This is a genomic window from Streptomyces sp. NPDC033177 (assembly GCF_055577715.1).
In genome coordinates this window covers 1134383-1160537 of sequence record NZ_JBVIPS010000001.1, presented here as the reverse complement: position 1 = coordinate 1160537, position 26155 = coordinate 1134383, and the positions used below count along the sequence as shown (strand labels likewise).

29 protein-coding genes are annotated in these 26155 nt (G+C 71.1%); 14 read left to right on the top strand and 15 right to left on the bottom strand.

Translation table 11 applies throughout. From position 1 onward, the window contains the following. Positions 1-200: 200 nt before the first annotated feature. The 3 genes from ACZ5U5_RS05245 to ACZ5U5_RS05235 form a co-directional block, all read right to left on the bottom strand. Entirely contained in the window at positions 201-584 is a 384-nt protein-coding gene (locus ACZ5U5_RS05245; RefSeq protein WP_469016455.1) for an FhaA domain-containing protein, read from the bottom strand. Positions 585-655: 71 nt separating this feature from the next. After that, a complete protein-coding gene (locus ACZ5U5_RS05240; protein WP_469016452.1) occupies positions 656-1111 on the bottom strand; it encodes a PRC-barrel domain-containing protein in 456 nt (151 codons plus the stop codon). Further along, entirely contained in the window at positions 1108-1695 is a 588-nt protein-coding gene (locus ACZ5U5_RS05235) for a PRC-barrel domain-containing protein (RefSeq protein WP_469016449.1), read from the bottom strand. Before ACZ5U5_RS05235 ends, ACZ5U5_RS05240 begins: the two co-directional genes overlap by 4 nt. Positions 1696-2043: 348 nt before the next feature. On the opposite strand from ACZ5U5_RS05235, the gene ACZ5U5_RS05230 reads away from it, so the two are divergent. Both ACZ5U5_RS05230 and ACZ5U5_RS05225 read left to right on the top strand, forming a co-directional pair. After that, positions 2044-2913, top strand: coding sequence for an RNA polymerase sigma factor SigF (locus tag ACZ5U5_RS05230; RefSeq protein ID WP_469016973.1), 870 nt, complete (start codon positions 2044-2046; stop codon positions 2911-2913). A gap of 103 nt (positions 2914-3016) precedes the next feature. After that, entirely contained in the window at positions 3017-3412 is a 396-nt protein-coding gene (locus ACZ5U5_RS05225) for an STAS domain-containing protein (RefSeq protein WP_469016446.1), read from the top strand. An 8-nt stretch (positions 3413-3420) separates the two neighbouring features. Here the strand turns inward: ACZ5U5_RS05225 and ACZ5U5_RS05220 are convergent, their stop codons facing one another. Beyond that, positions 3421-3567 (bottom strand): hypothetical protein, encoded by a 147-nt coding sequence (locus ACZ5U5_RS05220; RefSeq protein WP_469016443.1) that lies wholly within the window; start codon positions 3565-3567, stop codon positions 3421-3423. Positions 3568-3857: 290 nt separating this feature from the next. Between ACZ5U5_RS05220 and ACZ5U5_RS05215 the strand changes: the two genes are divergently transcribed. The 4 genes from ACZ5U5_RS05215 (at position 3858) to ACZ5U5_RS05200 (ending at position 7344) form a co-directional block, all read left to right on the top strand. Continuing rightward, positions 3858-5366 carry an FUSC family protein gene (locus ACZ5U5_RS05215; RefSeq protein ID WP_469016441.1) on the top strand — a complete coding sequence of 503 codons (1509 nt, stop codon included), beginning with the start codon at positions 3858-3860 and terminating at the stop codon, positions 5364-5366. Positions 5367-5570: 204 nt separating this feature from the next. After that, a complete protein-coding gene (locus ACZ5U5_RS05210) occupies positions 5571-6329 on the top strand; it encodes a GAF domain-containing protein (protein WP_469016438.1) in 759 nt (252 codons plus the stop codon). Next, complete coding sequence (locus tag ACZ5U5_RS05205; protein ID WP_469016436.1) at positions 6301-6693, top strand: DUF2267 domain-containing protein; 393 nt, start codon at positions 6301-6303, stop codon at positions 6691-6693. The genes ACZ5U5_RS05210 and ACZ5U5_RS05205 overlap by 29 nt, the downstream gene beginning before the upstream one ends. A gap of 87 nt (positions 6694-6780) precedes the next feature. Further along, positions 6781-7344 carry a VanZ family protein gene (locus tag ACZ5U5_RS05200; protein WP_469016434.1) on the top strand — a complete coding sequence of 188 codons (564 nt, stop codon included), beginning with the start codon at positions 6781-6783 and terminating at the stop codon, positions 7342-7344. A 34-nt stretch (positions 7345-7378) separates the two neighbouring features. On the opposite strand, the gene ACZ5U5_RS05195 is transcribed toward ACZ5U5_RS05200, so the two are convergent. Both ACZ5U5_RS05195 and ACZ5U5_RS05190 read right to left on the bottom strand, forming a co-directional pair. After that, a complete protein-coding gene (locus ACZ5U5_RS05195; RefSeq protein ID WP_469016431.1) occupies positions 7379-7831 on the bottom strand; it encodes a DUF6003 family protein in 453 nt (150 codons plus the stop codon). Between the two features lie 120 nt (positions 7832-7951). Beyond that, a complete protein-coding gene (locus tag ACZ5U5_RS05190; protein ID WP_469016429.1) occupies positions 7952-8800 on the bottom strand; it encodes an RNA polymerase sigma factor SigF in 849 nt (282 codons plus the stop codon). Positions 8801-9010: 210 nt separating this feature from the next. On the opposite strand from ACZ5U5_RS05190, the gene ACZ5U5_RS05185 reads away from it, so the two are divergent. The 4 genes from ACZ5U5_RS05185 to ACZ5U5_RS05170 all read left to right on the top strand — a co-directional run bounded on the left by ACZ5U5_RS05185 (position 9011) and on the right by ACZ5U5_RS05170 (position 11050). Continuing rightward, positions 9011-9445 carry an ATP-binding protein gene (locus ACZ5U5_RS05185; RefSeq protein ID WP_469016426.1) on the top strand — a complete coding sequence of 145 codons (435 nt, stop codon included), beginning with the start codon at positions 9011-9013 and terminating at the stop codon, positions 9443-9445. 79 nt (positions 9446-9524) lie between these two features. Then, positions 9525-9758: an XRE family transcriptional regulator gene (locus tag ACZ5U5_RS05180; RefSeq protein ID WP_469016424.1), complete on the top strand. Its 234-nt coding sequence runs from the start codon at positions 9525-9527 to the stop codon at positions 9756-9758. A 35-nt stretch (positions 9759-9793) separates the two neighbouring features. Beyond that, positions 9794-9922: a hypothetical protein gene (locus ACZ5U5_RS05175; protein WP_469016421.1), complete on the top strand. Its 129-nt coding sequence runs from the start codon at positions 9794-9796 to the stop codon at positions 9920-9922. 72 nt (positions 9923-9994) lie between these two features. After that, the gene (locus ACZ5U5_RS05170; RefSeq protein ID WP_469016418.1) at positions 9995-11050 is read left to right on the top strand and encodes a lactonase family protein; all 1056 of its coding nucleotides are present in this window, start codon (positions 9995-9997) and stop codon (positions 11048-11050) included. Between the two features lie 93 nt (positions 11051-11143). On the opposite strand, the gene ACZ5U5_RS05165 is transcribed toward ACZ5U5_RS05170, so the two are convergent. The 9 genes from ACZ5U5_RS05165 to ACZ5U5_RS05125 all read right to left on the bottom strand — a co-directional run bounded on the left by ACZ5U5_RS05165 (position 11144) and on the right by ACZ5U5_RS05125 (position 21885). Next, positions 11144-12088: a sirohydrochlorin chelatase gene (locus ACZ5U5_RS05165; protein WP_469016416.1), complete on the bottom strand. Its 945-nt coding sequence runs from the start codon at positions 12086-12088 to the stop codon at positions 11144-11146. A gap of 156 nt (positions 12089-12244) precedes the next feature. Next, positions 12245-13243: an N-acetylglucosamine kinase gene (locus ACZ5U5_RS05160; protein ID WP_469016413.1), complete on the bottom strand. Its 999-nt coding sequence runs from the start codon at positions 13241-13243 to the stop codon at positions 12245-12247. After that, on the bottom strand, positions 13240-13917 hold the full coding sequence (locus tag ACZ5U5_RS05155; protein ID WP_469016411.1) for a uracil-DNA glycosylase: 678 nt from the start codon (positions 13915-13917) through the stop codon (positions 13240-13242). Before ACZ5U5_RS05155 ends, ACZ5U5_RS05160 begins: the two co-directional genes overlap by 4 nt. A 33-nt stretch (positions 13918-13950) precedes the next feature. After that, positions 13951-15042 (bottom strand): WD40/YVTN/BNR-like repeat-containing protein, encoded by a 1092-nt coding sequence (locus ACZ5U5_RS05150; protein WP_469016409.1) that lies wholly within the window; start codon positions 15040-15042, stop codon positions 13951-13953. Positions 15043-15174: 132 nt separating this feature from the next. Then, on the bottom strand, positions 15175-16095 hold the full coding sequence (gene mmuM, locus ACZ5U5_RS05145) for a homocysteine S-methyltransferase (protein WP_469016406.1): 921 nt from the start codon (positions 16093-16095) through the stop codon (positions 15175-15177). Next, positions 16092-18134 carry an ABC transporter ATP-binding protein gene (locus tag ACZ5U5_RS05140; protein ID WP_469016404.1) on the bottom strand — a complete coding sequence of 681 codons (2043 nt, stop codon included), beginning with the start codon at positions 18132-18134 and terminating at the stop codon, positions 16092-16094. Before ACZ5U5_RS05140 ends, mmuM begins: the two co-directional genes overlap by 4 nt. Before the next feature lie 15 nt (positions 18135-18149). After that, complete coding sequence (locus tag ACZ5U5_RS05135; RefSeq protein ID WP_469016402.1) at positions 18150-19064, bottom strand: ABC transporter permease; 915 nt, start codon at positions 19062-19064, stop codon at positions 18150-18152. After that, positions 19061-20011, bottom strand: coding sequence for an ABC transporter permease (locus ACZ5U5_RS05130; RefSeq protein WP_469016399.1), 951 nt, complete (start codon positions 20009-20011; stop codon positions 19061-19063). The genes ACZ5U5_RS05135 and ACZ5U5_RS05130 overlap by 4 nt, the downstream gene beginning before the upstream one ends. Beyond that, positions 20008-21885, bottom strand: a complete 1878-nt coding sequence (locus ACZ5U5_RS05125; RefSeq protein WP_469016396.1) for a peptide ABC transporter substrate-binding protein — start codon at positions 21883-21885, stop codon at positions 20008-20010. The genes ACZ5U5_RS05130 and ACZ5U5_RS05125 overlap by 4 nt, the downstream gene beginning before the upstream one ends. A gap of 169 nt (positions 21886-22054) precedes the next feature. On the opposite strand from ACZ5U5_RS05125, the gene ACZ5U5_RS05120 reads away from it, so the two are divergent. From ACZ5U5_RS05120 to ACZ5U5_RS05105, 4 genes are all read left to right on the top strand, one after another. After that, the gene (locus ACZ5U5_RS05120) at positions 22055-23272 is read left to right on the top strand and encodes an ROK family protein (protein ID WP_469016394.1); all 1218 of its coding nucleotides are present in this window, start codon (positions 22055-22057) and stop codon (positions 23270-23272) included. Beyond that, a complete protein-coding gene (locus ACZ5U5_RS05115) occupies positions 23269-24846 on the top strand; it encodes a M81 family metallopeptidase (RefSeq protein ID WP_469016391.1) in 1578 nt (525 codons plus the stop codon). The genes ACZ5U5_RS05120 and ACZ5U5_RS05115 overlap by 4 nt, the downstream gene beginning before the upstream one ends. 75 nt (positions 24847-24921) lie before the next feature. After that, positions 24922-25752 carry a transporter substrate-binding domain-containing protein gene (locus tag ACZ5U5_RS05110; protein ID WP_469016388.1) on the top strand — a complete coding sequence of 277 codons (831 nt, stop codon included), beginning with the start codon at positions 24922-24924 and terminating at the stop codon, positions 25750-25752. Between the two features lie 27 nt (positions 25753-25779). Then, positions 25780-25938, top strand: a complete 159-nt coding sequence (locus ACZ5U5_RS05105; protein WP_469016385.1) for a hypothetical protein — start codon at positions 25780-25782, stop codon at positions 25936-25938. Positions 25939-26155 lie beyond the last annotated feature (217 nt).

The window sequence follows — 26155 nt, the reverse complement described above, 5'->3', positions numbered from 1 at the left end:
AACTGCAACTGAGATCGACAGTAGCACGGTGGGGACGGCGACGCGTGGTAAAAAAATGCGTTCCGGGCGTCGCACAAGAAACCCTCAGAGCGCCTGTAGCTGATTTCTCTCACGGCCGGCACACATATTGCCCCGCTCGAAACGCAGCGTTTCTGCGGCAGGTGGCAGGCAGGTGGCAGGCAGGCGGACAGGCCCGCGGATCACCCCGTCTTCTGCGGGGCGATATGGCCGTGGATCTGGAACCTGCCGACCGCGTCACCACCGGCCGACCGCAGCCTGACGGCCACGGGCCCGGCGAACGTGTAGCCCTGTTCGGCGGCGTGGCGGTGCACCTGAGCGGCGAGGTAGCGGTTCAGCTCCGTGCCGGTGGTGGTCAGCTGCCGGTGGCTCTCCGGCGGCAGGTCGATGACGAACGAGTTGGGCACCAGAACGCGCTCGCGCCCGAGGATCAACGCGCTGTCATCGCACTGCCGGCGCAGTATGGCGACCACTTCCCCGCGCTTCTGTTTCGGTGGAAGCAGCAGGGTCCACAGGGTGGTTGTCCAGCGTTCCATGGCGTGTTCGATCAGGCTGATGGCTCGCATGACGCTTCTGCTGCCCGAGGGCCAAAGGCGCATTCTCACCCAATGGGGTGGCCGGCCCGGTGCGGGGTGGATCAGCCCGCGGGCACGGTCGGGATCTGCGTGCCGAGGACCAGTGCGTAGGCGCCCAGGCCCACGAGGCGGCTGCCGGGGACCTGTTCGCGCCCGATGTAGAGATCGCCGACGCTGCCGGTGTCCGGGTCGAACGTGACTTCGGTGAGCGTGCCGATGTCCTCGCCGTACTCGGTGAGAACCCGCTTGCCCAGCAGCCTCTTGTGCGCTCGGGAGTGCGAACCGCCGCGTACCGCATCGGTCGCGGCGGCGGTGGTGTCGATGATCACGGCGTCCGGTCCCATCCCGCGCACCTGCGCCCAGGGAACGCTGTCGCCGCCGCTCCTGGCGCCCCGCAGATACAGCTCCGTGATCCGGCGGGTCCGCGGATCGATGCCGAGACCGTCCACCTCACCGGCGGGCCGCGCGTCATCGGCGCCGATGACCGGATGCCCCAGGACCTGGCTGAGCAGCATCATCGCGCGTCCCCCTTCCGGAGCCCCGTCTCACCCGCGGCCCGGTTCCGATGCCACGCCGCGGTCAGCGCGTCGAGGTCGTCCACCGCCTGCTCGGCGAGCCCGGCCGGGATCACCAACGTGTCCCCGGTCATGGCCAGTTGTCCGTGCGCCGGCAGGAACGCCTTGCGCTCGTGGCGGCCCATCGCCTCGGTGGTCGCGATCTCGAAGCCGGCCACCCGGCCGCTGACGCCGCTCTCCACCACCGCGTCCAGTACGGTGCCCAACTCCAGCCCCCCATCGCTCAGTACGCGGGCGCCACGCACCTGGCCGGTGTCGGCTTCGCCCCGGTCCACCACCGCGTCCCTGGCCTGCAGGACATCGGCGGACGGGATCATCACCGCGTCCGGTCCGAGGGCGTGGACGCCGGACCAGGGCAGGCTCTGCTTGAGCGGGCCGGACAGCAGCCCGCGGCCCGCCAGCGTGAACCCGGTGATCTGCCCGCCCGAGGCGTCGAAGACGGTGTCCTTGACCTGGGCCACCGCCTCCCCGCCGAGCGTGACCACGGGCCGCTTGGTGAGCTCCGCGACGAGCATCAGGGTGATCATCGAATCCCCCCGCGTCCCGCGCGGCGCCCCCGCCGGACCACGATCGCGCCGCCGCCACGGCGTTTCGCCTGAACCCCGAGAACCGCACCGCCCAGCAGGAGCAGTGCGACGAGTACCACGGCAAGCCACATCCACCAGATCACAGCCGTCCACCTCCCGTGTCATCCCACGGTTGAGCCGAGTTCCCCGAAAGGCGCTTCCTATACGGAGATACGGAGAGTCAAGTCACAGGAATGTAACGGGAGATGGAGGGTAAGAGCCCGTGCACAGCGCGCTCTCGCACGGAGGGCGCCCTCTGGACCGGGAGTGACGACGGTGGCCCCGACGACCAGCAGCGCAGTCCCCACGATGTCGTACGCCGAACGACATACCGACGGCCCCGACTTCACCGCCGCCGACCCGACGGGCATCGAGCACCCCCCGCCGTACACCGGGTCGAACACCGGCAGTCGGCGCACGGCCGACCTCCGGGCCCTCTCCAAGGCGCTCTTCGCCCGCCTGGACGAAGTGGAGGAAGGGACACCCGAGCACGCGTACGTACGCAACTCCCTGGTGGAGCTGAACCTCAACCTCGTGCAGTACGCGGCGCATCGGATGCGCCCGCGCGATGAGTCGTACGAGGACGTCGTGCAGGTCGGCACGATCGGTCTGATCAAGGCGATCAACCGCTTCGACCTCCAGCGTGGCGTGGAGTTCACCACCTTCGCGCTGCCGACGATCATGGGCGAGATCAAGCGCTTCTTCCGCGACACCACCTGGGCCGTCCGCGTCCCGCGGCGGCTGCAGGAACTCCGCCTCGACCTGGTGAAGGCCACCACCGTCCTCGAACAGGCCAACGGCCACGCCCCGACCACGGCCGAACTCGCCGAGTACCTGGACCTGGACGAGGCCGAGATCAGCGAGGGCCTCACCGCGGCCAACGGCTACACCACGGCCTCCCTGGACTTCCCGGCCGACGGCGTCGACTCGGACGACACGCTGGCCGATCACGTCGGCTACAGCGACCCGGCGCTGGACAAGGTCGAGGACCTGCACTCCCTGAAGCCGCTCATCGCCGCGCTGCCGGCCCGCGAACGCACGATCCTCGCGATGCGATTCGCCGCCGACATGACGCAGAGTGAGATCGGCGCGGAGCTGGGCATCTCCCAGATGCACGTCTCGCGCATCCTCAACCGGACCCTCGGGCGGCTTCGGGCCAAGCTCACCGACAAAAGGTAGACAGCGCAGGTCAGGAGGCAGGGCCGGCGGGGGACGCGCCGCGCGGAGCTGTTTCGGGAGAGGCCGCTGGGCTGACCTCGGTACGATGGCTCTTGGGGGTGTGATGTCCACTGAGACCCATCGCCTGACCATCACCGAGCTCGCGAGTTGCTCCGACTCCGCGGTGCTGCGGGTCAGCGGCGAACTCGACCAGTCCTGCGAGGAGTACTTTCTGCGTACCCTCGGCGCTTCCGTCGAGGCCGGGCACCGGCACCTGGTCCTCGACGTGACGGCGCTGATGTTCTGCGACTCGCGCGGGCTGAACTGCCTGCTCGCCGTGCGCTGGCTGCTCGCCCGCCGCGAGGGCAGGCTGCTGCTCGCGGGTGCGGGGCGGCGGCTGTCGGAGATGCTGGCGCTGACCGGCAGCACGGACCTGCTCCCCGCTTACCGCACGGTCGGCCAGGCGCTGCAGACCCTCCCGGCCGACCAGCGCCCTCAGTGGCCGCCGACGGAGCCCTGAACGACGGCTCAGCGACGACCTCGGAACTTGCCGAGCATCCGCTTGGCCTGGGCCCGCTTCCGGGGATCGGCCGAGGCCCGACGGGCCTGCTGGATCGTGCGCTGCCCCTGGGGGCTGCGGACGAACTGCTTGATGCGGTTGATGACTCCAGGCATGCCGACTCCTTAAGACTCGAGGCCTGTCAGCCTACGACGGGGCCCTCGACGGGTACCCCGGCGCGCAGGATGTACGCCGTAAGCCGGCACGCCCGCGTCGAATGATCCGTTGGCCCTCCCGTGGTACGGCCCGCAGGCAGGTGAGTGGGCCATTGGCCCAGTGGAATCGGTGCCGGTTGAGCCAGTCGGGCCTCGGATGGTGAAATGTTGCTGTCGATGGCGCTGCGGATCCCCGCGGCGCCTTTTTCATGCGGGCAGGTCGAGTCGTACGCGGAAGGGGCGGGGTAGCCGTGCTGAAGAGGGTGTTCGTGGCGCCGGATCCGGGGCGGGCGCGGCTGCGTTTCGCGCTGCGGGCCGTCATCGGCATCGCGCTTGCGGTGGCCGTGTGCGGACTGGCCGGGCACTCGCTGGCCGCGGCGATCACCGGTGGGCTCGCGGCGCTGCTCGCCCTGTTCACCGTGAGCGACGCGACGGTGAAGAGGCAGGCCGTCACCACGCTTCTGCTGCCGGTGGTCGGATTCCCCGTGCTGGCGCTCGCGGCCGGGCTGCACGACGTGCCCGTGGCGCGGGACGTCGCCTTCCTGGCCGTGATGGGCGCGGGCGTGTACGCGCGGCGGTGGGGGCCGCGCGGACACTCGCTCGGCGTGTTCGCGTTCATGATGTTCTTCGCGACGCAGTTCCTGCACACGGGACCGGGGCAGCTGCCCGAGCTGTTCACGGCCATCGTGCTGTCCCTGTGCGCCTCCTCGGCCGTGCGCTTCGGGGCGTGGTGCTACGAGCGCCGGCTGCCGCCCCCGGTCGCACCAGCGCCGCCCGGTGGCACGGGACTGGCCAGGACGACCACCCGGCAGGCGGTCCAGGCGACACTCGGCGGCGCCTTCGCGCTCGCGGCCGGCCAGGTGCTCTCCCACGAGCGGTGGTACTGGGCCGTGGGCGCCACCTGGTGGGTGTTCGTGAACACCGCGTCGAGCGGGGAGACGCTGGTGCGCGGCTTCCGGCGGGTCCTCGGCACGGTCATCGGCATCGGCGCGGGCTTCGTCCTCGCGGTACCGCTGCACGGCGCGCCCGTGCCCTCGGCGATCATCGTCGCCATCAGCGTCTTCGGGATCTTCTACACCGCGGCGGTCTCCTACACCTGGATGATGCTCGCGGTCACCGTGATGGCCGGGGTGCTCTACGGCCTCCTTGGAGTGCTCAACCCGGGGCTGCTCGCCCTGCGGGTCGCGGAGACCGGCGTGGGGGCGCTCGGCGCCGTCCTCGCCGTGCTCCTGGTCCTGCCCGTCACCACGCACGCCACCACCAACGCCTGGATCGAGCGCGCCCTGCGGTGCGTGCACGCCTGCACGGCGGAGGCCGCCGCCCGGCTCGCCGGCTCCGGGAGCGCCGACCCCGCGCCGCTCGTCGCCGAGCTGGAGCAGCTCCTGGGGAAGGTGCGGTTCTCGCTCGCTCCGCTGGTGCACCCGTTCAGTCCGCTGCGGGCCCGCAAGGAGCGCGCCCGGCAGGTGCTCGCGCTGCTCGACGCCTGCGCCGACGAGGTGCGCGGTCTTGCCTCGATCGCCGCCGACCCCGAGGCCTCGCACGACGACCGGCTCGCCGCCGCCTGCTGGCGCGTGGAGGCCGCGGTGGAGGCGCTCACCGCGCCGGAGGCCGCGCGTGGACCGGCCCCCGACGCCGCCGCCCTGCCGCACCCCTCCACCGTGGAGCCCGTACTGGCCCATCTGCACGGCCTGGAGAAGGCGCTCGTCGCATTGGCCGTGCCGCTGCGCAGTTCGACCCGTACGCCTCTGATAGGGGCCTGAGCAGGCACATTTCCCTCCGTTTCGGAGGCCTGAGCGACTATGCCGATCGACGGTTTCGCTCGTCGACTCCGGCCGGCGAGACATGAGTCGGCACATCGCGTGGTAGACGGACTTCCGCTCCTCCGGGCGCCGGGCCCAGCCGTGCGCCTCCGTCCCGGGGGTGCTGCCGGACCTTGAGGCGCGCGACTGAGAGGGATGCTGACCATGCCGGAGGAATCACCGTCGATCGTGCATGACGTGTCGGTCGCGGCAGCCGTCGGGCGACGCGCGCTGCCCAACCGGCTCTGCACCGCGTTCACGCAGTCGCTCGGCGCACAGCGCGCGGCCCTCTCCTGGCTGCCCAGGCTCGAACACTGGCAGCTCCTGCACGCCACCGACGAACCGGCCCTGCAGGCCGAGGCCGCACAGTTCACCCGCGCCGACGGCCCCTCGGTCAGCGCCGCGCTGGGGATGCAGCCCGTGTTCGTGCCGGACCTGCGCGACTACCCGTGCCGCACCGGACCGCCCCTGGCCGAGGAACTGCCGGGCACCCGGCGGGTGCTCGCGCTCCCGCTGCACGACCGGCACACACCGGTCGGCGTGCTGTGCCTCTACTACACCGAGCGCACCGATGTGACCTCCGACCACATCACCCACGCGCAGCGCGCCGCCGCCCTCGCGCTGGAGGCACTGCTGCGCTGGCGGCCCGTGCACGACACGGGCTCCGGCTGCCGGCGCCAGGTGTGGACCACCAGCACGCGCGCGGCCCGCTGGGAGCGCATCCACCAGGCGGCGGACTACGTGGCCGCCCGTCAGGAGTGCGCCGTTGCCGAGGGGCTGGCATGGCTGCAGAAGGTGAGCGCGCGCGACGGCCTCTCGCTGCTCGACGTGGCCGACACCGTCCTCCAGCCGTCCCGCGCCCACCACGACGGCGTGCCGGAGGAGAGGAGCGGACATGAACGAGCCCGTGGAAGTGCTGCTTGACCGTGTCCGGGAACGCGGGGGTTACACGGAGCGGCAGCAGGCCGCCGGAGCCGTGCAGAGCGTTTTGGAGGCCCTGGGCGAGCATCTGGTGGGGGACGACCGCACCGACCTCGCACGCCTGCTGCCCCGGCAGTGCGGAGCGCTGCTCACCGAGGGCTCACCGGCCGACGAACCCCTGACGCCCGCGGCCTTCGTCGCGGCGGTGGGCGCACGCGCCGACGCCGACGTCCGGCAGGCACGCCGTGCCGTCACCGCGGTGCTCGCCACCGTCGCGGAGGTCGCCGACGACGCCCTGCTGCGCCGCATCATCACGCAGCTTCCGCCGGGGCACGCCGGTCTCTTCGGCCGTACGGACCCCGTGTGATCCGCGTGCGGAAAGTCGACCGGAGGCGGATCCACCGCACGCCCGAGGGAAGACGCAGACGAAAGACCCCCTGAATGGAGGCTCGCGATGGCACGGACAGTTCCGCAGGGCAAGGCCACCAAGGAAGCAGGGGGCGGGAGCGCTCCTGGTACGGCGCCCCCGCTCTCGGGGTGGGCGCGGGCGATGGCCATGCTGGTGGCCTTCGCGGGAACGGTGGTCTTCGCCGTGCTGCTGGCCCGCCTCACGCTGGAACCCTCGGTCGCCTCCGAGTCCTTGACGCACAGCAATCTGCGACCCGGCGACTCGATCCGCGACTACCTCGATCAGCCCGCGTTCCGTGACACCGTCAAACAGCTCGGCGGCAACATCGTGCTCGGCCTGCCGTTCGGCATGCTGCTGCCGGTGCTCGTGCCGCGCGCCCGGGGACTCATACGCGTCATAGCCGTCACGGCACTGGTGATGTTCCTTGTCGAGCTCGCCCAGGGTTTCCTGGTCACCGGGCGAGCCTTCGACGTCGACGACGTGCTGCTCAACACCACGGGCGCCGTGCTCGGTTACCTGCTGATCGGCCGCAGGCTCGGCCGTGCCGTGCACCCTCGCCGCCGGCATTGGTGGCACCGCTTCACGAAGCGGTCCACCGACGCCCGCTGACCACACCGTCCGCCGGTCGGGAACGGCCGAACGGTCACACGGTCAGGCGGCCGATGTCCTGCGGGTCGAGGCCGGTGAGCCGGGCGATGCGGGCCGCGGGGATACCCGCGGCCAAGGCCCGGTGCACCAGGGCCTCCCAGTCCTGGGTCGTCTCCCGGAACTCCAGGAGTTCGCCCTCCATGTCCGTGACGGACTGCGGCGCGCACTCCTGCTGGACCCGCAGCGCCTCCTCCTCGCTCAACGGCACCAGCAGGCGCTCGGCGTCCTCGGGGATCAACGCCTCCGATTCCGCGGGCAGGATGCGGACCAACTCGGAGGAGGCCGCAGCGTCATGAGCCTGGAGCCAGCCGAGTACGGCGGGGGTCTCCGCGCACTCGAGGGCGCCGACGGCGGCGAGTGCCGTCCCCAGCCGGGGGTGCCGCTCGGGGAGGAGGAAGAGGTATGCGTCGTCGGCCATCGCGGGGGAGTCGCCTTCTCGATCGGACATCAGCGGTGCGCTGCGTCAAACATCAGCGGAGTACTGAATCAAACATCAGCGGTGCACTGATGCTAGCGCCCGACGGCGGCCCACATCCCGCCTTCGTCCCGCCCTCTCGCCACGAGGGCGTCACTGCGTGGTGAGCATGCCCTCGCGCAGGCGGGACAGGGTGCGGGAGAGCAGACGCGAGACGTGCATCTGGGAGACGCCGAGGCGTTCGCCGATCTGCGACTGGGTGAGCTCGTCCACGAACCGCAGCCGCAGGATCTCCCGGTCGCGCTCGCTGAGCCGGGCGAGCAGCGGCGACAGGGCGTGGAAGTCCTCCACGAGCTCCATGGCGGGGTCCTCCGCACCGATGAAGTCGGCGAGCGGCGCCTCGTTGTCGTCGCGGTCGCCGCCGTGCAGCGTCGCGTCCAGGGAGGTGGAGTTGTAGCCGTTGGCCGCCGTGCGGGCCTCGATGACCTCTTCTTCGCTGAGGTTCATCAGCTCGGCCAGTTCGCTGACCTTGGGGGCGCGGCCGAGGCGGGTGCTGAGCTCGTCAGTGGCCTTGGCGAGTTCGACGCGTGCCTCCTGGAGGCGGCGCGGAACGTGGACGGCCCAGGAGGTGTCGCGGAAGAACCGCTTGATCTCCCCGACGATGTACGGCACGGCGAACGTGGCGAACTGGACCTCGCGGGAGAGCTCGAAGCGGTCGATGGCCTTGATCAGGCCGATCGTGCCGACCTGGACGATGTCCTCCATGTCGTCGCCGCGGTGACGAAACCTTCCTGCGGCGTACCGGACCAGCGACATGTTCATCTCGACGAGGGTGTTGCGCGCGTACTGGTACTCGTGCGTGCCCTCTTCGAGCGCGGCGAGCCGGGTGAAGAACAGCTTCGACAGGTCGCGCGCGTCCTTGGGACTGACCTCTTGGGGAGAGACGATCTCCGGCAGTTCCGCGATGTCGGTGCCCGTGGATGTACCGGTGGCCGTTGTCATGATGTCCCTCCCTGTCCGCCGGCCCTCCGTCGTCCCCCGACCGGCCGGTGAAGCGCACGTACCCGCACGTCGGCGCTTTATGCACGTCACTTTGCAACAAGATCCGTTGTTCGCCGGAGCGTTACAGGGCCCGTATTGCGGGCAAGTGTGCATCTCGGACAGAGGCCACCCCACATTCGGACAGAGGTCAACCCCGTACGAGGAGGGCTCATGAGGACGCACGGGACGCGACTGGACACAGGTCCGTCGCACCTGGACGCCGGACCGTCGGACGGAGCGGTCTTCGACAAACGGCCGGAATCCGTCGCCCATGCCCGGGACTTCGCACGCGCTTTCGTGGACGGGCTCAGCCCGGCCGTGCAGCCCCAGGACGTCGTGAGCATCGAGCTCGCGGTGTCCGAACTCATCACCAACGTCGTACGGCATGCGCGCGGGACATCGTGTTCCCTGCGCCTGCAGGCGGAGCCGGACGGGGTGGCCGTGACGGTCGGCGACGCCGATCCGCGACCGCCGCAGGAGCGGGCGCCCGACCTGGCGGGTGGCACCGGCGGATTCGGCTGGCCCATGGTCCAGCACATGGCAAGGACGGTCACCGTGACCAGGGGGCCGAACGGCAAGACCATCCGGGCCGTACTGCCCCGCTAGCGGCCGCCCGCGCCGCGCGGCGCGGGCCGTGTGCGCAGGCATACGGAATGAGACCGCCCGGGCCGGGCAGGAGAGGTCAATGGACGACCTGTCTCAGCTACTCCAACAGACCATGCGCCGCCGTCATCTGACGCCGCAGGCGATCGCGGACAAGACGGGGATCCGCACCCCACGCATCCGGGCCTTCGCGGAGGACGGCGCCGAAGGGCCCGTCCGCCCGACCGACGAGGAACTGGCCGAGCTGGCCGGCGCCCTCGCACTGCCCGCCATCAGAGACGCCGCGCGGCACACGGCCGCGGCGACCTCCCCCTGACCACGGCGACCGCGCCTGACCGCGGAAAGCTCCCCTTGAGCACGAAACCCCAGCGCGACCCCCTCTTCGCTCGTACGTACGACCTGTTCGTACGCCACGCCAACGGGCCTCGCCCGGCGGCGCTCGCGAGGACGCGCGGCGAAAGCCACGGCGCCTTGGTCTAGACCGCCTGCTAGCGTCTGCCGCACGAGCGCCCCCGAACCCGGTGCTCGGTCCGCAGTCGAGAGGGGAACGCAGTGGTCGGCAGGCACGGCGACAGCCAACGGGCGTACATCGGCTCCTTCACCGCGGCGGGCGGTGCCGGGATCCTCACCGCGGCCGTCGACCCTGACAGCGGTGCGCTGGCCGTCCTCGGCGCCACGGAGACCGTCGCCGACCCCTCGTACCTCGCGCTGTCGGCGGCGGGCGACACCCTCTACGCCGTCAGTGAGACCACCGACGGCGCTGTCGTCGCGTACCGCCTCGACGGCGACAAGCCCGAGCAGACCGGGCCGCCGGTCGCGGTCGGCGGGGACGCGCCCACCCATCTGGCCCTGCACGCAGGGCACGTCCTGACCGCCAACTACGGCTCGGGCAGCGTCACCGTCCTGCCCGTGCGCTCCGACGGCAGCCTTGGGCCCGCCCCCTCCGGCGTCCTTGCGCACACCGGCTCGGGACCCCACCCGCAGCGTCAGCAGCGTCCGCACGCCCATCAGGTCCTGCCCGACCCGAGCGGCCGGTGGGTGGTGAGCGTCGACCTCGGCACCGATTCCGTACGCGTCTGCGAGCTCTCGGCGGCTGGCGAGCCGACCCTGCGCCGCGAGATCGCGCTGCGGCCCGGCTCGGGACCGCGGCATCTCGTGTTCCACCCGCGCGGCGACCGCGCCTACGTCCTGAACGAACTCGCCCCCACCCTCACCATCTGCGCCTGGGACGCCGCCGAGGGGACGCTCAAGCCGCTCGGCGAGGCGGCCGTCCTGCCGGGCCCGACGAACGGCGACGGCGAGGCCTACCCCTCCGAGGTCGTCATCGCCCCCGACGGCCGCTTCCTGTGGACCGCGACCCGAGGTCAGGACGTCATCTCGGTGCTCGCCGTCGACGAGGCGGGTGACCGGCCGCGCCTCACCGCCACCGTGCCGTGCGGCGGCCACTGGCCGCGTGACCTGGCCATCGATCCGTCGGGGCGGTTCCTGTACGCGGCCAATGAACGCTCCGGCGACGTGACGTGGTTCGCGGTGGATCCGGAGACGGGCATTCCGCGGCGTGCGGGCTCGATCGAGGCGCCGGCCGCCTCCTGCGTGATCTTCAACTGAGCCTCCGCGCCCGCGTACGCCGATGGGCCCGCCCCCTGCATCAGGGGGCGGGCCCATCGGCGTGACGGCATCAGATCTGCCGGCGCGGTGCGGTCAGTGGACCGGCGCGCCCGACGGCTGCTGCGGGGCGATGCCGAGCGCCGACGTGTACTTGGAGAGGGCGAGCTTGCCGATGGCGGGGTAGGCGCCGAGCGACTCGGCGACCGAGCAGCCGGCCTCCTTGGCGGCGGCGTCGAGCAGGCCGGCGTCGATCTCGGGACCGATCAGGTACGGGGCGAGCGCCAGCTGCGTGGAGCCGGAGCCGCGCAGCTCCTCGGCGGTGTTCGCGATGGCGCCCTCCTGGTCGAGCGCGGCGGCCATCACCGGCACCGCGAGGCGGGCCGCGAGCAGCATGCCGGTGATCCCGGCGGCCTGCACGGCTTCCTCGCCGCCGACCGTGGCGAGGACGATGCCGTCCGCCGCGGTGGCCACCGTGAACAGGCGGGCGCGGTCGGCGCGGGCCAGGCCGGCCTCCGACAGGCGCACGTGCAGTCCCTCGGCGAGCAGCGGGTGCGGGCCGAGGACGTCGGTCAGCTCGGCGGGGGCGCGGCTGTCCATCACGGCCTGGCGCACGCGCCGCATCAGCGCGTTGTCGGGGCCCGCGAGGAGGGGGACCACGACGGCGACGGGGCCGTCGGGCTCGGCGACGTCCGCTCCCGCGGCGCGCGCCTGCTCGAAGCGCGCGGTGCGCTCGGCGGCGGCGTGCGCGAGCACGGAGTGCAGAGAGGGGAACTCCGGGAACGAGGTGACCGTGGCGTCCTCGGTTCCGTCGAGGTACCCGATGCGGGCGTCGAGGCCGGGCAGCTCGGAGCGGGCGATGCTCACGACTTCCTCGGCGAGGCTGCGCGTGGCGCTGCTGGGTACGCCCGGTACGGCGAGAACGAGCGCGGGCGCGTTCTCGGGAGCCGCCACGGGCTCCGGGCGGCGGTGCCGACCGGGCTGGCGGGGTCGCGGCATTCGTACGGGCAGGCCTGATGCGGGCCCAGTGGAGGAGCTCATGGCGCCGCATGCTACTGGTTTCGAGGGCTTCGCTGTTCGGGGAGGGTACAGGTGGGCGGTATAAGTCCGCTTTTGTCTTATGAGTTACGTAAAGCTCGACTGTCATATTCCGGAGTGGTCAATTCCGGCGTGGCCGACTGCCCTCTCACCGGCGCTTCACCCGTCCTGCATCACGTGCACGGTCAGCATGCGCGGGTCGAGCGGCAGACGCAGCCGGTCCGCGGCTAGATCGGCGGCGATGCGCACCGCGCCGTCCAGCGGGTCACCGGCGGCCGCCACGAGCCGCACGTGCCGCAGCAGGTCCCGCAACTCCGCGTGCACCGGGCCGAGCAATGCCCTGCCCATCTTGAACAGGCCCCCGGTCAGGGCGACTTCGGGCATCTCGCCCTGGCTCACCGCGTCGGACGCCGGGCAGACGGCGGCCGCCGCCTCGGCGATGTGCCGGGCGGCGTCCCGCAGGATCGCGTCGGCCACGGGGTCATCGGGGGCGCAGCGCGCCACCTCGGGTGCGAACGAGGCGAGCATCGCGGGCCGGTCCGTACGGGGATAGAGCTGACCTGGCAGTCCTGACGCCGGGCCGAAGAGTTCCTCGGCGCGGGCGAGCAGCGCCTTCGAGCCGTGGTGCCTGCCGTCGAACGCCCGCATCGCCGCTTCGAGCCCTGCACGGCCGATCCAGGCGCCACCGCCGCAGTCGCCGAGCAGATGGCCCCAGCCGTCGGCGCGGTGCCAGGCGGCCAGGTCCGTTCCGATCGCGATCATGCCGGTGCCCGCGGCGACGACCGCGCCGGGACGGTCGCCGAGCGCGCCCACGTACGCGGTGACACCGTCCGCCGCGAGGGCCAGGCGTCGTACCCCCAGGGCTTGGTGGAGCGCCCCCGGCAGCCGTGCGCGCAGATCCTCACCGAGGCTTGCCATGCCCGCCGCACCGACGGCGACGGCGGTGATGTGCCCCCCGCCCGCCTGGGTCAGCAACTCCCTGACCATGGGCACCAGTTGCCCGGTGAAGTGTTCGGCGTCGATGCCGCGCGCGCCCGTGCGCACCGGCTCCCTCGAGCTCACCGGGGCCGGGACAGCCGCGCCGTGCGGGCCACCGAGGGCGACCCGCATCCCGGAGCCGCCCGAGTCCACCCCGAGGACCCACGAGGTGTCCGTCACGGAAGCCGCCAGTCCACCGGCTGCCCGCCCTGCTGGACGAGCAGGTCGTTGGCGCGGCTGAAGGGGCGCGAGCCGAAGAAGCCGCGGTCCGCCGACATCGGCGAGGGGTGCGACGACTCGACCGACGGCAGCGGGCCGAGCAGCGGCCGCAGATTGCGCGCGTCACGCCCCCACAGGATGGAGACGAGGGGACGGCCGCGTGCGGCGAGCGCCTTGATGGCCTGCTCGGTGACCTCCTCCCAGCCCTTGCCCCGGTGCGCGGCGGGGCGCCCCGGGGCCGTGGTGAGCGCCTTGTTGAGCAGCAGAACGCCCTGCTGCGTCCAGGGCGTCAGATCGCCGTTCGACGGCTGCGGGAGGTTCAGGTCGGAGCCGAGCTCGCGGTAGATGTTGATGAGACTGCCGGGCAGCGGGCGCACCTCGGGCGCGACCGAGAACGACAGACCCACCGCGTGCCCGGGGGTCGGATAGGGGTCCTGGCCGACGATCAGCACCCGTACCTCGTCGAAGGGCTGTTGGAACGCGCGCAGCACGTTCGGCCCGGACGGGAGGTAGGTGCGTCCCGCGGCGATCTCCGCGCGCAGGAAGTCTCCCATCTCGGTGATCTTCCCGGCGACGGGTTCGAGGGCCTTCGCCCAGCCCGACTCGACGATTTCATGCAAGGGTCGTGGTGCCACGGCGTCACCCTACTGCCGCAACGGTGTCGTCGATCAACCGATGGCCGCCGCCCTCACGCACAGTACGTCGGGCAGATGGGACGCCAACTCCCGCCAGCTGTCCCCGTCGTCCGCCGATGCGTACACCTCGCCGTTGCGATTGCCGAAGTAGATGCCCGCGGGATTCTGGCCGTCGCTGCACATCGCGTCGCGCAGCACCGTGCCGTAGTGGTCGCCCGCCGGGAGGCCCTGGCTGAGCGGCTCCCAGCTCTTGCCGGCGTCGGACGTGCGGTAGACGCGGCAGCGGTGGTCGGCGGGGACGCGGTCCATGTCGGCGTTGATGGGAAAGACGTAGGCGGTGTCCGCCCGGTGCGGGTGGGCGACGGCGGCGAAACCGAAGTCGGACGGCAGGCCCTCACCGATGTCCGTCCAGTGCCCGCCCGCGTCGTCGCTGCGGAACACGCCCCAGTGGTTCTGCAGATACAGGCGGTCCGGGTCCACCGCGTCCCGCGCGACCTTGTGCACGCACTGGCCGAACTCCGGGTTCGGGTCGGGCAGGAAGACCGCGGAGACCCCGTTGTTCGCCGGGGTCCAGCTCTTGCCGCCGTCCTGGGTGCGGAAGACTCCGGCGGTGGAGACGGCGACCGTCACCGCGTCCGGGTCGCGGGGGTCGGTCAGGATGGTGTGCAGGCCTTCGCCGCCGCCTCCCGGCTCCCACCGGCCGCGTGTGGGGTGCTCCCAGAGCGGGCGCACGAGCTCGAAGGTCTCACCCCGGTCCTGCGATTTGTACAGGGCGGCCGGTTCCGTGCCCGCGTACACGACGTCCGGTTCGGCGGCGGCCGGGTGCAGCTGCCAGACCCGCTCCAGGGAGGCCTCGGTGTCCTTGGGGAACTTGACGGCTGCCTTGGACGGCTCCGTCCAGGTCCTGCCGAGGTCGTCGGAGTGGAAGACGGACGGACCGAAATGGGAACTGTCGCCGCCCACGAGCAGCCGCGGGGCGCTGCCGCGGGTGTCGATGGCCACCGAGTAGATGGCCTGGGCGTTGAAGTACGGGCTGTCGTCGAACTGCCAGGTGTCCGTACCGGCGCGCTTGCGGCCGATGAAGAGCCCTTTGCGGGTGCCTACGGTCAGGATGATCTCGGCCATGGTGAGCCACCTCCGGGACGTCGTTGTCTCAGGTACGGCTCAGTCTGCACCCCGGCACTGACAGTTACCCCTGAGCCAGGCGTCCTCGCAGGTCGGGGCGGGTGTGGCGGAGGTGTCGCGCGCCGTTGGCCCTCACGTGGGCCGGTCGGTCCCGGACAGTTCCGCGGCCACCCGCGCGATCGATTCCGGCCCCACCCGGCAGCACCCTCCGATCAGGCGCGCCCCCGCGTCCCGCAGGCCCGCGACCCGGCCCGGGGTGAAGTGCGACGGACCCCGCCAGGCCCTGGCGGTCGCGTCCCACGTCTCGCCGCTGTTCGGGTACGCCACCACCGGCTTCCCGGTGATCGTTGCGGCGAGGCGCACCGCGGCCTCCGCGTCCTGCGGGTCGCAGCAGTTGACGCCGACCGCGAGGATCTCCTCGGCGTCGGCGGCCAGCGCGAAAGCCTCCGTCAAGGGCTGGCCCGCCCGCGTGTAGCCGCCGGAGACGGTGTACGAGAGCCAGGCGGGCACCCCCAGGCCGCGCACCGCCCGCAGCAGGGCCCGCGCCTCGTCGGTGTCCGGCACCGTCTCCAGAGCGATGACATCCGGTTCCGCGTCGGCAAGGACCTCCAGGCGCGGGCGGTGGAAGCGTTCGAGCTCTGCCACCGTCAGGCCGTACCTGCCCCGGTACTCGGAGCCGTCCGCGAGCATCGCGCCGTACGGTCCCGCGGAGGCGGCCACCCACACCTCACGGCCCGCATCCGCGCCCGCTTCCCGGGCCAACTCGACGCTCAGGCGCATCAGTTCTGCGGTGCTCACCGCGTCGACTCCGTGCTTCGCGAAGCCCTCGAACGTTGCCTGATAGCTCGCCGTGGTGGCGATGTCCGCGCCCGCCTCGTAGTACGCCCGGTGTGCCGCCGCGATGGCCTCCGGCCGGTCGGCGAGCAGCCGTGCCGACCAAAGGGCGTCGCTCAGGTCGTGCCCCGCGGCCTCCAGCTGGTTGGAGAGGCCGCCGTCGAGCACGAGCGGGCGTCGGGTCAGGGCATCCGCGAGTTTCACACTGTCGACTTTCACACAGCCGACGCTAGCCGAGGCGCGGACAGGGGGAAGTGGCACGCGACCTGGTGTCCCGCACCGTTCGGCGTTGACACCGGCGGCTCCGTGGTGGCGCACACCTCCTGGGCGAGCGGACAGCGGGTGCGGAAGCGGCAGCCCGAGGGCGGTTTCGCGGCCGACGGTGTCTCGCCCTCCAGTGGCGCCCGCTCCAAGCCCTCCGCCGCATTCGGGTCCGGCAGGTTGACCGTGTCGAGGAGTCCCCGCGTATAGGGGTGCAGGGGATGGGCGTACACCTGCTCGGCGGGCCCCGACTCGACCAGCTTGCCCAGGTACATCACGCCGACGGTGTCCGCGAGGTGGCGCACCACCGCCAGGTCGTGCGAGATGAACAGATACGTCAGGCCGCGCTCCCGCTGCAGCTCCCGCATCAGGTTCAGGATCTGCGCCTGCACCGACACGTCGAGCGCGGACACCGGCTCGTCCGCGACCACCAGGTCGGGGGAGAGCGTCAACGCCCGTGCCAGACCCAGGCGTTGCCGCTGACCGCCGGAGAACTCATGCGGGTAGCGGTGCACGGCCCCGCGCGGCAGGCCCACCGCGTCCAGGAGTTCGCCGATCAGTTTCTCCTGCTCGGCGCGGCTGCCGACGCCCTGGATGACGAGGGGCTCCCGGAGGATTTCGCCCACCCGCATCCGGGGGTCCATGGCGGCCGTGGAGTCCTGGAACATCAGCTGCACCCGCCGCCGGTGCGCCCGCCGCTCGGCCCGCGACATCCGCGCCGGGTCCTGGCCCTCGAAGCGCACGTGCCCGGCCGTCGGCTCCTCCAGGCCCGCGACGATCCGGCCGAGTGTGGTCTTGCCGCACCCGGACTCGCCGACCATGCCGAACGTCTCGCCCTTGCGGACCGCCAGCGTCACCCCGCCGACCGCGCTCACCGTGCCACGGGTGCGGGAGAAGGCGCCGCCCTTGAGCGGGAACTCCTTGACCAGGGAGTCGAGTTCGAGCAGTACGTCACCGGGCGCCCGCGGCGCGGGCACGGTCGGCGGGATCACGACCTCGTCCTCCGACGCGTTGTCCGGCACCGGGTGGAAACAGGCGAACCGATGCTCTGCTCCTTGCAGTTGGTCGTCCGCGAGTTGCGGCTCCCGCTCACGGCACTCGTCCGTGGCGAAGGTGCAGCGCGGTGCGAAGCGGCACCCGGTGTGGCGAGCCGCCAGGTTGGGCGGGAGGCCCGGGATCGTGTGGAGCGCGGTGCCGCTGTCCGCGGCCCGCTCGGGGAGCGAGGCGAAGAGCGCCTCGGTGTAGCGGTGCCGGGGCCTCGCGAACAGGCCGCGTACGTCGGCCTGTTCGGCGACCTTGCCCGCGTACATCACCGCGACCCGGTCGACCCGGTTGGCGATGACGCCCAGGTCGTGCGTGACCAGGATCATCGCCATGCCGAGGCGCTCGCGCAGGCCGTCGATCAGTTCCAGGATCTGGTGCTGCGTCGTCACGTCGAGGGCGGTGGTCGGCTCGTCCGCGATGAGCAGTTTCGGCTCGCAGACCAGGGCCATGGCGATCGCCACGCGCTGGCGCATGCCGCCGGACAGCTGGTGCGGATACGCCTTCATCCGCTCGGCCGGCTGCGGCATGCCGACCAGGCGCAGCATCTCCTCGGCCCGCGCCCATGTCTCTTTCCTGCTCAGCTCGGGGCGGTGCAGGACGAGCGGCTCGGCCACCTGCGCGCCGATGGTCATCGTCGGGTTGAGCGAGGTGAGCGGGTCCTGGAAGACCATGCCGATGGTGTTGCCCCGTACGCCTTGAAGCGCCAGCGCGGGGGCCGCGGCCAGGTCCTGGCCGTCGAACAGGACGCGCCCGCCGGTGATGTCGCCGCCGGGCGGGAGCAGGCCGAGCACGCTGAGCGCGGTCATCGTCTTGCCGCAGCCCGATTCGCCGACGATGCCCAGGGCCTCACCCGCGGCGAGTTCGAGGGAGATGCCGTCGAGGGCGTGGACGGTGCGCTCGCGCGAGGTGATGTCGACGCGCAGGTCGTCGATCGTGAGCAGAGGCTCGGTCATGGTGTCGGTTCTCCCTTACTTCCGCAGCCGTACTTCGAACGCGTCCCGCAGCCCGTCACCGATGAAGTTGAACGCGGCGACGACCAGGACGATCGCGATGCCCGGCGGGAAGATCAGCCACCAGTAGCCGTTCTGGGTGTAGGTGATGCCGGCCGACAGCATCGAGCCCCAGTCGGCCGACGGCGGCGGGATGCTCAGGCCGAGGAAGGCCAGATAGCTGACGTAGAGGATGGCGTCGGCGATCTGGAAGGTGCAGTTGACGATGACCGTGCCGATCGCGTTCGGCACGATGTGCTTGAACACGGCCCGCGCGCCGCCGCCGCCCATCATCCGCATCGCCTGTACGTACTCGCGGTCGCGCAGCGATAGCGCCTCGCCGCGCACCAGGCGGGCGGGGGAGAGCCAGGCGACGGACGCGATGATGACGATGAGGACGCCCTTGCTGGGCGTGATGATCGCGGCGACCACGACGAGCAGGAACATCGCCGGGATGGCGAGCGCCGCGTCCGTGATCCGCATCATGGCCGCGTCCACCCAGCCGCCGAAGTACCCCGCGACGGCGCCGTACACGGTCCCGAAGAGCGTCGCCAACAGGCCCGCCGCCAGGCCGATTTCGAGCGACGTCTGCCCGGCGACCATCAGCCGCCCGACCATGTCGTACCCGAGGTCGGTGGTGCCCAGGAGATGGCCGGAGCTGCCCGGCGCGAGGTTGGCCTGGGACAGGTCGGTGTGGGTCTGCTCGGTGGTGTACAGGAGCGGCCCGAGGTAGCTGAAGCCGAGCAGCAGCACCAGGACCACCACGCCCGTCAGGGCGAGCTTGTTGCCGGTGAAGACCTGGAGCGTGCGGCGGGCGAGCGAGGGCGTGGCCTGGGCCGCCGCCTCGTTCCCCGGGGCCGCCTCGGGGGTGACGTCTGCGGTCGCGGTACTCATGCCACGCTCCGGATCCGGGGGTCGAGGACGGCGTACAGGATGTCGGTGAGCAGCGAGCCGACGACGGTCGCGACGCCGACGACGAGGGTCACGCCGAGCAGCACCGGGAAGTCCGAGCCCTGCGCCGCGTTCCAGAACAGCAGCCCCATGCCGGGGTAGTTGAACATCGACTCGACGACGAGCGCGCCGCTGAAGAGCGTCGGCAGGTAGAGGCCGAGGAGAGTGGCCAGCGGAATCAGGGCGTTGCGCAGGACGTGCCGGACCATGATCCGGCGGCTGGACTGACCCTTGGCCATCGCCGTACGGACGTATTCCTCGGTGAGGTTGTCGAGGACCGCCGAGCGCATGTAACGGCTGAACATCGCCACGATGCCAAACGCCATGGTGACGACCGGAAGGACCAACCCCGTGAAGTCGCCGAGGAGTTCGCCGACGCTCTCGCCTTGCGGTGCCTCCGCCGGGAGGATCGGCAGCACCTGCGCGAACAGGATGATCATGATGAGGCCGAGGAAGAACACCGGCGTCGCGTAGAGGAGGAAGGCGAGTCCCGTCAGCGCGTAGTCCGACGCCTTGCCGCGCCGCACGGCCTGGAGCAGGCCGAGCGGGACGGCGATGATCACGGCCAGCGCGGTGGACAGCACCGTCAGGAGCAGCGTCTTCGGCAGGCGCTGCTTGAGCAGGTCGAAGACCGGCGAGTTGAGCTTGAACGACTCGCCGAGGTCGCCGGTGAACAGCCGCTTCAGGTACATCACGTACTGCGCGGGCAGTGAACGGTCGTAGCCCTGCTGGTGGTTGAAGGTATCGATCTGCTGCGGTGTGCCCTTGGGGCCGAGGATGGCGCGGGCGGGGCCGCCGGGCAGCATGTGGAGGAGGGTGAAGACGATGATCGAGACCAGGAACAGCACGACCAGCGCCTGAAGGAAGCGCTTGACCAGAAAGCCGGTCACTTGTCGGCTCCCTTCTTCTTGACGTAGTACCAGTCCTGCGGCGCGAAGGTGACCGTCGGGTTCTGGCTGACGCCCCGCAAGTCGTTGCGGATCACCGAGACCTGGTAGGCGGGGTTGGGCATCCACATCACCGGCAGCTGCTCGGCCAGGTACTCGCCGTACTCGTGCACGGCCTTCATGTCGGGCGAGTACTGCACGCCGCGGATGATCCGGTCGGCCTTCTTGTCGCTGTAGTTGCCGAAGTTGGCCGAGGCGCCGGTGGAGAAGAGCTGCTCACCGCTCGGGTTGAGCGGGTAGTACCAGCTGCCGGCCGTGCCGAAGAACGACATGTCCCAGTCGCAGCCGGGGTCCTTCGCCTTGCAGGGCACGGAGTTGCCGAGCACCGAGTTCAGCGGCTGCTGGCGCACGGTCAGGTCGATTCCGCCCTTGGAGAGCGAGGACTTGAGCTCCTGCATCATGTTCGTGGTCTCGGTGGAGCCGGACTGCGAGAGCAGGGTGAGTTCGAGAGGTGCGTTCCTCGCGATGCCCTTGCCGCACTCGTCGGGGCCCGCCCCGGGGCGTACGCAGCGGGCGGTGCCGTTCTCCGTCCGCCAGCCGTGCTCGCTGAGCAGCTTCTTGGCCTCCGAGACGGAGAAGGGGTACTGGTTCTTCTCCATCGCCTCGGACAGGTACTGGCTCTTCGGGGTCACCGGCACCGGACCGAGCGTCGGCGTGGCGCTGCCCTGCCAGATGACGTCGCTCATCGCCTTCTGGTCGACGAGGTGCTGCATCGCCTGCCTGATGTAGAGCTGGTCCATCATCGGGCCCGCGTGCGTGGAGTTGAAGTTGTAGACGATGTACGTCGCCGCCCAGCCCTCCCAGGGGTCGGTGCGGTAGCCCTTCTCCTCGAACTTCTCCTTCTGTGCCATGACCGACGGCGGGATGTAGCCGTAGTCCACGCCGCCGGAGCGCAGGACGTTGTACTCGGAGTCGGCGGTGGTGAAGGGCTTGAAGACGACCTTGTCCAGGTGCGGGCGCTGCGACTTCGGACCGGTGTACTTCTCGTTCGGGACGATGGTGACCTGGCCGCTGTCCCGCCAACCCGCAAGTTTCCAGGGGCCGTTGACCGTCCTCCAGAGTGGATCGGAGCCGTACGCCCCCAGGCTCTTGGCGTGCCGCGTGAGCCGCGCGAAGACTGCCTTGGCGCCGGACTTGGTGCGGTCCCAGTCACCGACCTCACCGCCGTCGGTCTTGGCGTCCCAGGCGTGCTGGGGGAGGGCGCGCATCAGGGTGAGCTGGTTGGCGGTGAACCAGTCCGGGTTGTACGCGCGGCTCAGGTGCAGGCGCACGGTGTGGTCGTCGACCGTCTCGAACCGCTTGACGTTGTCGGGCATCGTGCCGACCGAGTAGTTGCCCCAGCTCGTCTTGTTGGCCTTGACGAGGTTGAACCAGAACTCGATGTCCCGCGAGGTGACCGGCTTCCCGTCGGACCACGTCACGCCCTCACGCAGCGGCACGGTCACCGTCTTGTTGCCGTCACTGAACTTCGGCTCCTGGCCCAGCGTGCTCGGGCCGTGCGTGGTCAGCTCGCTCTTGCCCGTGTCCTGCACGGCGTCGTACACCGGCATGTAGAGCAGCGACTGGATGCCGTAGTTGTACGAGGCCCCGTAGCCGGGGGCGCCGATCGGGAAGATCCAGTTCGGCGTCGCGGCGGGCGGCAGGGCCATGGTGGCGGTGCCGCCCTCGACCGGAGTGCCGCCGGTGGGGCCCATGTCGATACGGCCGCCCTCCTGCGTGCAGCCGGTGACCGCCGTGAGGGCGAGCGCGGCGACGGATGCCGCCGCGGCTATGAGCGCCCGGCGCCGGGCGCGGGGACGTGATCGCCGTGAGCGCATGGCGAAGGGCCTCCAAGGATGCGAGAGCCGGACCGTGCCGGAGATCGACGGGCGGCGCCTGAACGCTAGGTCTGGCGACAAAATCAAGTCAAGGGCTTCGTTCGGCAAGAAGTCCTAAAGTCGGGAGGGTCTGGCCAACTTGCTTCGAAGGCACCTAGTGTTCCTCTCGATGTCGAACGAACTGATCGAAGCAACTGGGGGCGGCATGGCCGGAACACCGCACGGCGAACCGGGGTCGGCGCAGCACATCCTGCAGCTGGTCTCCTCGGGCGCCGCCTCCTCCCGGGCCGATCTCGTACGGGAGCTGGGCCTCGCTCCCTCCACCGTGTCGCTGCGCGTGCAGGAACTCGTCACCGCAGGCGTGCTCACCGAATCCGGCGAGGGAGCCTCACGCGGCGGCCGCCGTCCCCGGCTCCTGCGCGTCCGGGCACAGGGCGGCGTGGCCCTCGCCGCCGACCTCGGCAGCCACCACGCGCGCATCGGTGTCGTCGACCTCGGCGGCACCGTCCTGGACGCCGTCGACCTGCCGCACGACATCACCGCCGGGCCTGAGTCAGCCGTCGACTGGCTCTGCGGCCAGGTCGCCGAACTCGGCGCCCGGCAGCGCGAGGCGGGCCGCACCGTCCGCGCCCTGGGTGTCGCCTTTCCGGGGCCCGTGCAACCCGCCGAAGGCCGCGTACTGAGCCCCTCCCGCATGCCCGGCTGGCATCGCTACCCGCTGCGCGACGTCCTCGCCGAACGCCTCGGCATCCCCGTCACCGTCGACAACGACGCCACGATGATGGCCGTCGGCGAGCACCGCACCGCACGCCCCGGACTCGATCACATGGTCGTCGTCAAGGCGGGCCGCGGCATCGGCAGCGGCGTCATCGTGGCGGGCCGCCCGCACGACGGCGCGAACGGCTCCGCGGGCGACATCAGTCACGTACGCATCGAGGCGGCGGGCGACCGCCCGTGCAGCTGCGGCAACATCGGCTGCCTTGAAACGGTGGCGAGCGGCGCCGCGCTCATCCGCGAACTCGCCCTGCAGGGCGTCGAGGTGGAGGACACCACCGCGCTCCTGCGGCTCGTCGCCGACGGCGACCCGCAGGCAACCACGCTCGTGCGCGCCGCGGGACGGCACATCGGCACGGTCCTCTCCGTCGTCGTGAACTTCTTCAACCCCCAGGCCGTCGCCCTCGGCGGCGTCCTCGCCACCGCCGAACCGCTCGTCGCCGCCGTACGCGGTGTCCTCTACGAGCGCTGCCTGCCCCTGGCCACCGCGGACCTGGAGATCACCACCACCGTGACGGGCCGCGACGCGGGCCTCCTCGGCGCCGGGCTCACCGCCCTGCGCCAGAACCTCCCGACGACCCCGGCACCCCAGGAAGAGAGCGCCCCCGCATGACCTCCCCCGCCACCCGTCAGCGCCGCCTCCGCATCGGCATCGGCGGCATCGGCATCGAGTCGTCCACCTTCTGCCCGCACCGCTCCACGGTGGACGACTTCCGCCAGACCCGCGGCCAGGACCTCCTGGACCGCTACACCTGGACCCGGCCGGAATCGGACCTCGCCCACACGGTCGAATGGGTGCCGCTCCTGCACGCGACCTCGCTGCCCGGCGGCCCGGTGGAAGCGGAGTCGTATCTGATCCTCAAGGACGAACTGGTCACCCGCATAAGGGAAGCGGGCCCCCTGGACGGCCTGGTCTACGACATCCACGGCGCGATGAGCGTCATCGGGCTGACCGACGCCGAGGCCGACCTGACCGAAGCCGTGCGCGCCGCGCTCGACGCCGTCGGCACCCCCGACGGCGGCCGCCCGATGATCTCGACCGCCATGGACCTGCACGGCAACGTCTCACGCCGGTTCGCCGAGCCGATCGACCTGCTCACCGCCCACCGCCTCGCCCCGCACGAGGACGCCTGGGACACCCGCGAGCGCGCCGCCCGCAATCTCGTGCGCTGTCTGCGCGAGGGGGTCCGGCCACACCGCGCCTGGGTGCAGGTGCCGGTGCTCCTGCCCGGCGAGAAGACCAGCACGCGCCTGGAGCCCGCCAAGTCCCTCTACTCCTCGCTCGCCGACATCGAGAAGCTGCCCGGCATCCTCGACGCCGCGATGTGGGTCGGCTACGCCTGGGCGGATGAACCGCGCTGCAAGGCCGCGATCGTCGTCACCGGCGACGACCCCGAACTGGCCGCCGCCGAGGCCGAGAAGCTGGCCCGCCGCTACTGGGACGCACGCCGTGACTTCGTCTTCGTCGGGCCGACCGGCGGCGCCGAGGAATGCATCGAGAAGGCGGTGGCATCGGACAAGCGGCCCTTCCTGATCAGCGACTCCGGCGACAATCCGACCGCGGGCGGCGCCGGCGACCTCGCCTACATGCTGAAAAAGCTCCTGGAGAACGAGGACATCCGCTCCGGGAAGGTCACCGCCGTCCACCCCGGCATCACCGACCCGGTCGCCGTCGCCCGCTGCTTCGAGGCCGGAGTGGGCGCCGAGGTCGCCCTGAGCGTGGGCGGCAAGGTCGACGCGAACCATGGCGGACCGTACGAACTCACTGGCACCGTAGTGGCGTTGCAGCGCGCGACCGAGCAGAAGGACCGGGCGGAGGGCGGCGCCTACGACCGCGGGGTCGACATGGCTGCGGTGCGGACCGGCGGCGTGACCGTGATCCTGGTCGAGCGCCGCAAGCCCTTCCACACCCTCGCGGACTTCATGGGCCCGGCCGACGGCGGCCTCGGCATCGACCCGCGCACCTTCGACCTGGTCGTCGTCAAGATCGGCTATCTGGAGCCCGAGCTGCACGACATGGCCGCCGACTGGCTCCTCGCCCTCACCCCGGGCGGTGTCGACCAGGACCTGCTGCGGCTCGGCCACCACCGGGTGGAGCGCCCGCTCTACCCGTTCGACGAGGACGCGTACGACGACGGGGCGGGCCCCGACCTGACAGCGGCCCAGTTGACGCCGCTCGGCAGGTGAGAAGGGGCTTCACCGGCCAGATCGCTTCTGCGAAGGTGATCCCTTCGAGCCGCGAACCCGTCCGGAGGAGCCCCCGTGAAGCGTGCCGCCACCCTGTCCGCCCTGGTCTGCCTGCTCGCCGTCACGGCCGCCGCGCCCGCGTCACCCGACGCGGGACGCGGCAAGGACCGCCACCACGGCAGCCTCCTGGACTCCGTGCCGAAGAAAGGCGTCCTGAAGGTCTGCACGACCGGCGACTACCGCCCGTTCACGCACCTCGACCCCGCCGACAAGACGTACAGCGGCGTCGACATCAAGATGGCCGAGGACCTGGCGGACAGCCTCGACGCCAAGCCCACGTACGTGCCCACCACCTGGGCGAACCTCACCAAGGACGTCGCGGCCGGACGCTGTGACATCGCCGTCGGCGGTGTCTCCATCACCCTGCCGCGCGCCCGCCAGGTCTACTTCAGCGAGCCGACCCGCGAGGACGGCAAGACGCCGATCGTGCGCTGCGCCGACAAGGAGAAGTTCGGCGAGGGCACGTTCAAGGACATCGACAAGCCGGGCACCACCGTCATCGTCAACCCCGGCGGCACGAACGAACAGTTCGCGCGCGAGAACATCAAGCAGGCCACCATCAAGCTGCACCCGGAGAACACCACGATCTTCAAGGAGATCATCGCGGGCCGTGCCGACGTGATGATGACGGACGCGAGCGAGACCCGTTACCAGTCCAAGATCCACCCCGAGCTCTGCTCCCTGCACCCCGACAAGCCCTTCACCTTCTCCGAGAAGGCCTATGCGCTGCCCCGCGGGGACGAGGAGTTCAAGGCGTACGTCGACCAGTTCACGCACCTGGCGACGCACGACGGGACGTACGCGGGATACGAGGCGGAATGGATGGGTCCTGCCTCGGGGTCCTAGCCGTTCCGGCCGTTCCCGGTCCACCGGGTGCAGCACTACGTGTGCGAGATCGCGAGCGTGGAGGGCAGGAGCGTCAACGAGGTACTGAGCGGCATGGAGCCGATGGACCTGTCCCGCAGGACCGGTTTGCCGCACAGGGCGGTCGACCAGGCCATCGAGAAGTTCAGGCGCCCGCAGGGGGAGTGAACGGGGAAGGATGACGGCCCCGGGAGGCATCGCCTGCCGGGGCCGTCACCGTGACCGACGTCCCCTGCCGCGCTCGGCACCCCCGTGACCGTGCGTGGCGGAACGTCGGTGGCCTGGCGGGCACGTCCCCCCCCCCAGCCAGCCAGGGGGGGGTGGTCGGGCCCCCGGCCATTTCCCCCCAAAAGCGCACCGACAAAACAGACCGAGGTGGCGTTGG

Bases quoted from the DNA above. Each gene is read 5' to 3' on its own strand.
- ACZ5U5_RS05190 (WP_469016429.1), bottom strand. From the start codon at position 8,800: ATGACAACGGCCACCGGTACATCCACGGGCACCGACATCGCGGAACTG.
- ACZ5U5_RS05210 (WP_469016438.1), top strand. From the start codon at position 5,571: ATGCCGGAGGAATCACCGTCGATCGTGCATGACGTGTCGGTCGCGGCA.
- ACZ5U5_RS05140 (WP_469016404.1), bottom strand. From the start codon at position 18,134: ATGACCGAGCCTCTGCTCACGATCGACGACCTGCGCGTCGACATCACC.
- ACZ5U5_RS05135 (WP_469016402.1), bottom strand. From the start codon at position 19,064: ATGAGTACCGCGACCGCAGACGTCACCCCCGAGGCGGCCCCGGGGAAC.
- ACZ5U5_RS05185 (WP_469016426.1), top strand. From the start codon at position 9,011: ATGAGGACGCACGGGACGCGACTGGACACAGGTCCGTCGCACCTGGAC.
- ACZ5U5_RS05235 (WP_469016449.1), bottom strand. From the start codon at position 1,695: ATGATCACCCTGATGCTCGTCGCGGAGCTCACCAAGCGGCCCGTGGTC.
- ACZ5U5_RS05240 (WP_469016452.1), bottom strand. From the start codon at position 1,111: ATGATGCTGCTCAGCCAGGTCCTGGGGCATCCGGTCATCGGCGCCGAT.
- ACZ5U5_RS05115 (WP_469016391.1), top strand. From the start codon at position 23,269: ATGACCTCCCCCGCCACCCGTCAGCGCCGCCTCCGCATCGGCATCGGC.
- ACZ5U5_RS05180 (WP_469016424.1), top strand. From the start codon at position 9,525: ATGGACGACCTGTCTCAGCTACTCCAACAGACCATGCGCCGCCGTCAT.
- ACZ5U5_RS05165 (WP_469016416.1), bottom strand. From the start codon at position 12,088: ATGAGCTCCTCCACTGGGCCCGCATCAGGCCTGCCCGTACGAATGCCG.
- ACZ5U5_RS05230 (WP_469016973.1), top strand. From the start codon at position 2,044: ATGTCGTACGCCGAACGACATACCGACGGCCCCGACTTCACCGCCGCC.
- ACZ5U5_RS05195 (WP_469016431.1), bottom strand. From the start codon at position 7,831: ATGTCCGATCGAGAAGGCGACTCCCCCGCGATGGCCGACGACGCATAC.
- ACZ5U5_RS05125 (WP_469016396.1), bottom strand. From the start codon at position 21,885: ATGCGCTCACGGCGATCACGTCCCCGCGCCCGGCGCCGGGCGCTCATA.
- ACZ5U5_RS05205 (WP_469016436.1), top strand. From the start codon at position 6,301: ATGAACGAGCCCGTGGAAGTGCTGCTTGACCGTGTCCGGGAACGCGGG.
- ACZ5U5_RS05200 (WP_469016434.1), top strand. From the start codon at position 6,781: ATGGCACGGACAGTTCCGCAGGGCAAGGCCACCAAGGAAGCAGGGGGC.
- ACZ5U5_RS05120 (WP_469016394.1), top strand. From the start codon at position 22,055: ATGTCGAACGAACTGATCGAAGCAACTGGGGGCGGCATGGCCGGAACA.
- ACZ5U5_RS05225 (WP_469016446.1), top strand. From the start codon at position 3,017: ATGTCCACTGAGACCCATCGCCTGACCATCACCGAGCTCGCGAGTTGC.
- ACZ5U5_RS05150 (WP_469016409.1), bottom strand. From the start codon at position 15,042: ATGGCCGAGATCATCCTGACCGTAGGCACCCGCAAAGGGCTCTTCATC.
- ACZ5U5_RS05220 (WP_469016443.1), bottom strand. From the start codon at position 3,567: ATGCCTGGAGTCATCAACCGCATCAAGCAGTTCGTCCGCAGCCCCCAG.
- ACZ5U5_RS05245 (WP_469016455.1), bottom strand. From the start codon at position 584: ATGCGAGCCATCAGCCTGATCGAACACGCCATGGAACGCTGGACAACC.